This is a genomic window from Longimicrobium sp. (assembly GCF_036387355.1).
In the GTDB taxonomy this organism is placed as follows: Bacteria; Gemmatimonadota; Gemmatimonadetes; order Longimicrobiales; family Longimicrobiaceae; genus Longimicrobium.
In genome coordinates this window covers 1-8,696 of record NZ_DASVTX010000130.1, presented here as the reverse complement: position 1 = coordinate 8,696, position 8,696 = coordinate 1, and the positions used below count along the sequence as shown (strand labels likewise).

At 71.9% G+C, this 8,696-nt stretch carries 9 protein-coding genes; 5 read left to right on the top strand and 4 right to left on the bottom strand.

Annotated features, from left to right (window positions below; genetic code table 11):
- Positions 1 to 275 precede the first annotated feature (275 nt).
- Genes VF665_RS05990 through VF665_RS05980 form a run of 3 tightly spaced genes read left to right on the top strand, consistent with a single transcriptional unit; the run spans position 276 to position 2,492 of the window.
- Positions 276 to 764, top strand: coding sequence for a hypothetical protein (locus VF665_RS05990; protein WP_331052507.1), 489 nt, complete (start codon positions 276 to 278; stop codon positions 762 to 764).
- A 7-nt stretch (positions 765 to 771) separates the two neighbouring features.
- Positions 772 to 1,446, top strand: coding sequence for a hypothetical protein (locus VF665_RS05985; protein WP_331052506.1), 675 nt, complete (start codon positions 772 to 774; stop codon positions 1,444 to 1,446).
- On the top strand, positions 1,443 to 2,492 hold the full coding sequence (locus tag VF665_RS05980; protein WP_331052505.1) for an HD-GYP domain-containing protein: 1,050 nt from the start codon (positions 1,443 to 1,445) through the stop codon (positions 2,490 to 2,492). Before VF665_RS05985 ends, VF665_RS05980 begins: the two co-directional genes overlap by 4 nt.
- A gap of 136 nt (positions 2,493 to 2,628) precedes the next feature.
- On the opposite strand, the gene VF665_RS05975 is transcribed toward VF665_RS05980, so the two are convergent.
- The 3 genes from VF665_RS05975 to VF665_RS05965 form a co-directional block, all read right to left on the bottom strand.
- The gene (locus tag VF665_RS05975; protein ID WP_331052504.1) at positions 2,629 to 4,473 is read right to left on the bottom strand and encodes an Ig-like domain-containing protein; all 1,845 of its coding nucleotides are present in this window, start codon (positions 4,471 to 4,473) and stop codon (positions 2,629 to 2,631) included.
- Between the two features lie 410 nt (positions 4,474 to 4,883).
- Positions 4,884 to 5,279: a hypothetical protein gene (locus tag VF665_RS05970; protein ID WP_331052503.1), complete on the bottom strand. Its 396-nt coding sequence runs from the start codon at positions 5,277 to 5,279 to the stop codon at positions 4,884 to 4,886.
- Positions 5,276 to 5,992, bottom strand: a complete 717-nt coding sequence (locus tag VF665_RS05965) for an SRPBCC family protein (RefSeq protein WP_331052502.1) — start codon at positions 5,990 to 5,992, stop codon at positions 5,276 to 5,278. Before VF665_RS05965 ends, VF665_RS05970 begins: the two co-directional genes overlap by 4 nt.
- A gap of 127 nt (positions 5,993 to 6,119) precedes the next feature.
- Here VF665_RS05965 and VF665_RS05960 point away from each other — a divergent pair, with 127 nt between their 5' ends.
- Positions 6,120 to 6,380, top strand: coding sequence for a hypothetical protein (locus tag VF665_RS05960; protein WP_331052501.1), 261 nt, complete (start codon positions 6,120 to 6,122; stop codon positions 6,378 to 6,380).
- Between the two features lie 82 nt (positions 6,381 to 6,462).
- Here the strand turns inward: VF665_RS05960 and VF665_RS05955 are convergent, their stop codons facing one another.
- The gene (locus VF665_RS05955) at positions 6,463 to 7,428 is read right to left on the bottom strand and encodes a COX15/CtaA family protein (protein WP_331052500.1); all 966 of its coding nucleotides are present in this window, start codon (positions 7,426 to 7,428) and stop codon (positions 6,463 to 6,465) included.
- Positions 7,429 to 7,643: 215 nt separating this feature from the next.
- Between VF665_RS05955 and VF665_RS05950 the strand changes: the two genes are divergently transcribed.
- The coding region (locus tag VF665_RS05950; protein WP_331052499.1) for a heme o synthase at positions 7,644 to 8,696 on the top strand (1,053 nt) is incomplete at its 3' end.

Genomic DNA, 8,696 nt, shown 5'->3' with positions numbered 1-8,696 from the left:
GGGCCGGGGAGTGGGGGCCTCTCCGCGTGCACGGCACCGTCCGGAGCGCACCGCCCGCGCTGTTCTCTCCTGTCCGTGCGGCGTTAGGCAATCCAGCGCCGGGATCGGTGCCGAACGCCGCGCCCGCGCGGAATCACCCCGCGTTCTCCGCCTCGCCCCCCGTCCTTCGCGTGAACCGCGGTGCGACGCGCGGAACCAGGGGTGCCCATTCCCTGCATCGACGCCAAGCCGTATGTTCTGGCCGGCCCCACGGATTCCTTTTTCCGCCGGCACCGGTGAACGAAACCTCGCCTTCGCGCATGCGCTGGATCGCGCCCGCGGCCCTGGCCGTCGCCCTGCTGTCGCTGGCGCTCAACGGCTTTCTGCTCTACCTGGTCCGCCACCCGGAGCGCCTTCTGGCGCCCATGCTGGATCGCGTGATCAGCCGCATGGAAGAGCAGGACGCCACCCTCAAGTACACCGTGCGCATCCCGGCCGGAACGCCGGTGCGCTTCGACGTGCCCATCGACCAGAGCTACCGGCTGCGGCTGAACACCACCGTGCCCATCAACACCACGTTTCAGCTCCCCATCAACACGCCGTTCGGAAACCGCGTGGTGCGGGTACCCGTACGCACCACCATCCCCATCCGGCAGGACCTCCCCATCCACCTGCGCGACACCTTTCGCCTGCGCACGCAGACGCAGAACGAGCTCGTGGTGCCGCTGGAGGTTCCGCTTCGCGATCTGCCGCTGGAAGAACTCCGGCGGTCCCTGACTCCGTAGCCACGCCATGCCACGCACCGCGCTCTCTCTCCTTCTCCTGACCCTGGCCGCCTGCGCCGGCGACGGGCGCGCCCCCGCCGCGGAGCGCCCGGACAGCACCGCGCCGGCCGAGCCCGCGCCCCGGCCCGGACCCGCGCAGGGCGCCGCGGCGTGGGAAACCAATCCGCGCGAGGGCGTAACCGTGACCCCGCAGGCCGACGGCCTTCTGGTGGAGACGGGCCCGCACACCGTCCTGTGGCCCGCGACGGGGACGGATCTGGCGCCGCCCTACACCGTCCGCGCCACGTTTCAGAAGCGCACGGGCCGGCTGCACGAGGGCTACGGGCTGCTGTTCGGCGGGCAGAACCTGCAGGGGGCGGAAAGCGGGCAGCGCTACAGCTACTTTCTGCTCCGCGGCGACGGCAGCGTGCTGGTAAAGCGGCGGGACGGGGCCCAGACGCCGCTGGTGCGCGACTGGGCCCGCAGCCCGGCCGCCAACCGCGACGGGGCGGGCGCCGGGCGGGAAAACACCCTGGAGGCGCAGGTGGGGCGCGACACGACCGTGTTCCGCGTCAACGGCCAGGAGGTGGCGCGCGTTCCCTCCGCCGAGCTGGCGGTGCGCGGGCGCGCCGGGCTGCGCATTGCCCACGACCTCGTGATGGAGGTGCGGGGCTTTGGCGCGGACGCGGGCGGCGCGCCGTGAGCACCGCTCCCCGCGTGCTGGTGGCGGATGACGACGCGGCGGTGCGCGGCGTTCTGCGCGCCATGCTGCGGCGGGGCGACTACGAGGTGGTGGAGGTGGAGGACGGGCGGGCGGCGCTGGACGCGTTCGAGCGCGACGGCGCGGACCTGATCCTGTCGGACCTGCAGATGCCGCGGATGAGCGGGCTGGAGCTGCTGCGCCGCATCCGCGCGCTGGACGACACCACCGGATTCATCATCCTCACCGGCGCGGGGACGGTGGAGAACGCCGTGGAGGCGCTGCGGCTGCAGGCGGACGACTACCTGGTCAAGCCCTTCAACCTGGACGAGGTGCTCTTCGCCGCCGAGCGCGCGCTTTCGTACCGCCGCCTGCTGCGCGAAAACCGGGCGCACCAGCAGCACCTGCGCGAGCGCGTGGCCGAGCAGGCCGTACAGCTCAAGGTGCTGCTGCTGGACGCGCTGCGCTCGCTGGCCGGCGCCATTGAGACGCGCGACGACTACACCGGCGGCCACGTGGAGCGGGTGGCCCGCTACGCCGCCGCCACCGGGCGCGAGATGGGGCTGCAGGGCGAGGACCTGCGCGCGCTCTGGGTGGGCGCGCTGCTGCACGACGTCGGCAAGATCGGGGTGAGCGACGCCGTGCTGCGCAAGGCCGGGCCGCTCACGGACGAGGAGTACGAGGAAATGAAGCGGCACCCGGAGATCGGCGCGGCCATCATGGCGCGCAGCTCCTTTCTGGTGCCCGGGCTCCCCGCCGTGCTGCACCACCAGGAGCACTGGGACGGCAGCGGCTACCCCAAGGGGCTGCGGGGGGAAGAAATCTCGCTGCAGGGCCGCATCGTCACCGTCGCCGACACGTACGACGCCATCATCACCCGCCGCCCGTACCGCGACGCCCGCTCCACCGACGAGGCGCTGGCCGAGTTGCGCCGGTGCGCGGGGACGCAGTTCGACCCCGCGGTGGTGGAGGCCTTTGCCCGCGCCGCCCTGCACGGCTTTCCCGAGCACCCCGACACCCCCGCCCACACGGGAGCGCCGCCGGGCTGATGGATCGGGTCTTCGACGGACGCAAAACAATCCGGGTGCGCACCGTGTCGGTGCGCACCCGGATCGTTTTGTGGATGACGGGCCCGGAGCCCGGCGGGCCGCGGCGGATGGAGTCCGCCGCGCGCCGTGGATCCCGTTACCGCTGCGCCGCGGGGAGGCGGATCATGCGTCCCTGGCGGTCCACCGTGAACTGCGGGAGCACCAGTTCGTCGTTGTGCATCTTGACGCTCCGCGAGCTCAGGCTGGCGGACGGGCCCGACGGGCTGCTCTGCAGCGCCATGGCCAGGAAGAAGTTGTCCGCCGCGGACACGTCCACCGCGTAGCCGATGTCGGCCAGCGCGCGCGCCGTCAGCTCGCTCAGGGGGTTGGTGCCCACGTTCAGGTACCCCGTCATGAGCTCGTTCTTGAGCACCGTCTCACGCCAGTGCGAGTTGGCCGTGCCCGCGCCGCCGGTGTTCTCCACCGGAACCTTCTGCCCGCCCGTGTACGCCGTGCCGCCGATGTTGTTGAACCCGACCGCGCCGCCGCCGCCGCTGTAGTACGTGTCCAGCACGCTGCTGGCGCTGCTGGGGCTCTGCAGGAGGCCCTTGGCCGTCCACACGGTGGAGCTGATGCCGATCACGTGACCCATCTCGTGCAGCAGCACGCTGCCCAGCAGCCCGTCGCGCTCCAGCGCGGCCACGTCGGCCTCGTCAAACCGCATCAGGCCCAGAAAGGCCAGCCCGCTGCCGTTGCCGGTGTTCTCGTTGCGGCGCCCGCAGGCACCCGCCTGGCCCAGCACCTTGCCCACGCCGTCGATGGCCTCGATGGTGGCGTAGATGACCAGGTCGTCGAACCCGAAGGTGCTGGACGGCGTTCCGTCGTTGCAGGCATTGGCCGGAACGTTGATCTGCACGTCCGGCAGGTCGCCCTTGATGACCTGCGCCCAGCGCGCCGCCGAGTTGCGGAACACCTGCGCCTGCGACGCCGTCATGGCCGAGGTGAAGCACAGGGTGATGCCGTATCCCGCCGTGCCGGGCGTGGGGCCTTCGCAGCCCACGCTCTGGATCACGGCCGTCTGGCCGGTGACGCCTTCCACGGTGACCGCCAGCTCGTTGGGCCCGCCCACCGGCCCCATCTTCCAGCTTGCCGCCGTGGCGATGCCGGCCGCGTTGGTGACGGCCGTGCCGCCGGTGACCGTTCCGCCGCCGCTGCGCACGGCAAAGTTCACGGTGCGCCCGGCCAGCGCCGTGCCGCCCGCCGTGGTGACGATGACCGAGGGCGCCACGGGCACGTTGGTGTTCACCATGGCCGCCTGGTTGTTGCCGGCGACCACGTTGATGGCCGTGGTGACGGTGGTGGAGCCCTGGGCGGTAAAGGTCACCGGGGCGATGCTGCTCCCTTGAAAGGTGGCCTGCACCGTGTTGGTGCCGGCCGCCGCACCCAGCGTCCACGTGGCCGCCGCGATGCCGTTGGCGTCGGTGATGGCTGTGGGCGGAGTGATGCTGCCGCCGCCGCCGGTAACCGCGAAGCCCACGCTCATGCCCGCCACCGGCGCGTTCAGCCGGTCGCGCACCTGCACGCGCACCTGGCTGCCGAGCACCGCGCCCACCTGCCCGGTCTCCTGGTCGCCGCCCACCTTGAGCACGCTCGCGGCCGCCTGCGCCACCTGCACGGAGGCCGAACCCGCGGCGGCCCCGGACGTGGCCATCACGATCGCCGTTCCGTTGGACACCGCCGTCACCACCGCGCTGTCGCCGCCCGCGCCCACGACCGACACGGCCGCGCTGCTGGAGGTCCAGGTGATGGGGGCGTCGCGCAGGGCCTTGCCCTTCTGGTCGCTGACGGTGGCGTGCACCACCGTGGTGGCGCCCAGCGCATTGAGCGTGGGCGACGCGGCCGAAACGGCCACGGAGGTGGCGACGCTGGCTTCGGTGCCGCCCCCATCGGAGCAGCCGGCGGCAAGCAGAACGGCGGCGGTGCCGAACAGGATTTTGCGCATGCGGAGAGACATCCTCTGGGGTGGCGGGCACCCCTGCCGGGGAGGAGTAAGGCACCGCCCTGAAGGCTGTGCCTGCGCCGTCTTTGCTTGAAAACGGCGGCGAACGGAATGAGGGCGGTCACGCCGCGCCCGGCACCCAGTGCGTGCCTGGCACGATCCGCCCGATGCAGCGGATGGGGCTGTCCCCGTCTGTCCAGGGCGCGAAAACGGGTCCGCGCGGAGCAGGGCGGGAACGGGTACGTCGCAACTCGTTGAATATGGGGGAAAACGGCCCTTTGCGCAAGTCGTTCTGCAGCAAACATTTGGATCGCCACCGCGGTGCAAGTCGCTGCACCGCGGCGGGATACGCCGATCCTGGATTCAGCCGGCGCCGCGGGGCGGGCGGCAGCGGCGCGTCGTGGGGGCGGGGCTCAGTCCGCGTCGTCCAGCAGGGGCGACGCGGCGAGCAGGGCGGCCCAGGCGGCGATCAGCGCCGTTTCGGCGGCGGCGTCCAGCAGGTAGACGGGGGGAATCACCCGCTTGGCGGTGTAGTTGACGTCCACGGCGGTCAGGGCGGCGGCGGAACCGGCCGCCAGCAGGGCGATCTCCGGCGTGACGCGGCGCCGCAGCCCGGCCATGGTCATGGTGGCCCCCGCCGCCGCGATCAGCGCGCCGACCGTCTTTACCAGCCACTTGTCGGTCTTTTCCCCCGTCACCGCCTCAAAGCTGGGGAGGTGGATGACGGGCCACAGCCCCGTCGCGAGGTAAAAGGCGCCCTGCGCCACCGCCAGCGCGTCCGCCGCGCTCGCCTCGTTCCGTGCGCTCATGCCGCTCCTCCTTCCATGAGTGCCTTGAAGGCGCGCAGGTCGGCGCGCAGGATGTCGTGCGGGGACTGGTGCAGCGCCGTGGCGATGGCCTGCCCCACGACGCCGGCGGGCGGGTGGAACTCCATCGTGGCGCGGACGAGCGTTTCGCCCGCGCGCGCGCCGGGAGCGAACTCCACGGAGCCGCGGTTGGGCAGATCGGAGCCGGGCAGAGATTCCCACGCGATGCGCCGCCCCGGCACGTCTTCCGTCACCACCGACGTCCACGCCAGGCTGCGGCCGCGCGGGCCCTCGGCCACCCAGCGGGAGCGGCGCTCATCCAGCACGTCCACGGAAACAATGCGCGACTGGTAGCGCGGCGCGGTGCGGACGTCGCGCCAGAAGGCGTACAGCTCGTCCGCCGGGCGCTGCACGGCGATGGACGCCTCGCCGTAGATCCCGTCGCTGCTTCGGGACGGCGCCGCGTCGTGCAGGACGGGCTCGGGGAGCGCGGTGTCGCGCCCCATGGCGCGGTAGACGGCGCAGTGGCCGGTAATGCCGCGATGGGCCAGTGCCGCGCCCGCGGCGGCCAGCAGCGCGCCGGGCACGCCACCGCGCCTCAATCCCAGCAGCGCCAGCACGCCCCCGCCCGCCGTGGACACCATTCGCTCCGTCCTGCCGACGTTCACCTCGCCGCCGCGCAGCACGCTCCCCACCGCTTCCACCACGTTGGACACGAACCCTCCCCGTTGCTGATCATCCCCGGAACCGGCCGCGCCCGGGTGCAATCCCCATTCCGGGCCGTGGGACAAAGCGCGCGATGCCGTCCAAAGAGTATCTGTGTACGAACATGCTCCGCAGCGGATGATTCCCGGGACAGACCAGCCCCTGCTCGACACGCCGGATTTCGATTCGCATCGATGCATGACTACCATCGAACAGATCGAGCGAGCCGTCAGCGGGCTCTCTCCCGAAGAACTCACCCGCTTCCGCGAGTGGTTCCTGGCGTTCGACGCCGCTGCGTGGGAACTGCAGTTCGAGCGGGATGCCGCCGCGGGCAGGCTCGGCGCGCTGGCTGAGGAGGCGTTGTCAGAGCACCGCTCGGGGCGATCGCGGCCGCTGTGAACGACACGTTCGGTGGATGCAGAAAGCCCCTCGTCCGCAACGGCGGACGAGGGGCTTTTCGCGGCTTCAACCAGCCATGCGGTCAGGCGATCGCGGGGTGGGGGAGCGCGGGTTCGGGGAGCGGCGCGGGCTCCGCCTCCTTCTCGACCGCCAGCGCGGTGGCGGCGGTGAGCACCAGCGCGATCCAGAGCGCGTCCGCCAGCAGCAGGTGAACCAGCTGCATCCACACGGGCACGAGGAGGATCACGTTCACCATCCCCGCCATCACCTGCAGCGCGAACAGGCCCACGAGCGCGTTGGACAGCCGCTCCATCGTGCGCCCCGGGCGCAGGCGGCGCACCACGCGCCCACTGAGCGCCACGAAGATCCCCGTCGCCACGGCAAGCACGGGGTGCACCACGCGCAGACGCTCCAGAAAGTGCACGGCGGACAGCTCGAAGCCCACCGAGGTCTTGGGAAAGAGCGTGTCGCCCAGCGCCGTGACCGCCCCCGTGGCGCCGACGACGATCGTCATGGCCACCGCCGTGATCATCAGCGCGCCGGCGAGGCCCTGGCCGCGAAGGCGCATCGCGGGCCGCCCCGACGCCCACCACGCCGTCAGCGCGAGCGCGGCGAGGAGCAGAAAGGTGTTGGTGAGGTGCACGGCCATGGCCACGGCGCGCCACACGGACGCGTTGTGCGCCACCAGCTCCAGCTTGACCAGCGCCGCGCCCACGGCGCCTTCCGTGAGCGTGAGCACCAGGCAGGCGACGGCGCCGCCGCGCGCCGGGTTCCCGCGCGGAAAGCGACGGTACGCCATCCACACCATGGCGATCACCATGGGCCCCAGCAGCCCGCTGGTGACGCGGTGCGTGTACTCGATGAGCGTTTCCAGGGAGGGCGCGCGCAGCACCACCTGGCCGTTGCACGCGGGCCAGTGGCTGCCGCACCCCGCGCCGGCCCCGGTGGCGCGCACCAGGGCGCCCCACAGCACCACGGCGATGGTGTAGGCCAGGACCAGCCAGGTGTAGCGGGCAAGGCCCCTGCGGGCAGAAACGTCTGCGGTCATGCTCGGGAGGTCGCGGCGGACGGCGGATGGGGTGCATCACGGTACACGGGCGGGCGGCCGGCGCGCAAGTGCTTGGGCGGGATCGGGTTGGGTCGCGTGGGGCATTCCCCCGCGCCCCGGTCGGGAAAGCTCCGCGCCGCGGCGCGCGCAGGGTGGCGCTTCTGCGTGCGGGGCGTATATTTGGGCCACTCTGACCCGGAACCGAAGCGAGCTTGATGTCCGACGCCACCGCCACCCTCTCCGCCGACGCCCTGGGCGTGCACGCCGCGCCGCGCACGCCGGGCGCCGACGAAGGCGAGATGACCACCGCCACGCAGCGCGCGGGGATGGAAGCCGCGCGCACGGGTTCCGGCGGGGCCGCGCAGCTGCTGCGCGACTACGTGACGCTCACCAAGCCCCGCATCATCTCGCTGCTGCTGGTGACCACCGTGGCGCCCATGCTCATTGCGCTGGGCCGCCTGCCGTCGTGGTCGCTGGTGCTGTGGACCATGCTGGGCGGATACCTGATGGCGGGCGGCGCCAACGCGATCAACATGTTCATCGATCGCGACATCGACGCCCACATGCCGCGAACGAAGCTGCGCCCCATCCCCAGCGGCCGCATGTCCCCCGGCCACGTGCTGGGCTTCGGGCTCACGCTGGGGGCGTCCGCGTTCGCCGTCTTCGCGCTGTTCGTCAACCTGCTCAGCGCGGTGCTGGCCCTGTCCGGGCTGCTGTACTACGTCTTCATCTACACCCGCTGGCTCAAGCGCACCTCGCCGCAGAACATCGTGGTGGGCGGCGCGGCGGGCGCGTTTCCGCCGCTGGTGGGGTGGGCCGCGGCCACGGGGCAGATCTCGCTGACGGCCGTGTACATGTTTCTCATCGTCTTTTTCTGGACGCCGCCGCACTTCTGGGCGCTGGCGCTGGTGAAGCAGAAGGACTACGGCCGCGTGGGCATTCCCATGGCGCCCAACGTGTGGGGCGAGCGCGAGACGATGCGGCAGATGCTGCTGTACACGCTCATCCTCATCCCCATCACCCTGGGTCCGGTGACGTACGGCGGGCTGGGCGCGGTGTACGGCGTGCTGGCTGCCGGGCTGGGCGCGTGGTTTCTGCGCGACGTGGTGCGGGTGATGCGCGCGGCGGACTTCGTGCGGCCGGCGTGGACGCTGTACCGCAACTCGCTGCTGTACTTGGCCCTGCTGTTTGCGGCGATGGCGGTGGACGGCCTGGTTTCCGCCGGTGAGCCGTCGCCCGGCGTCGTGTTCGTGCGCTCGGGCCCGGTG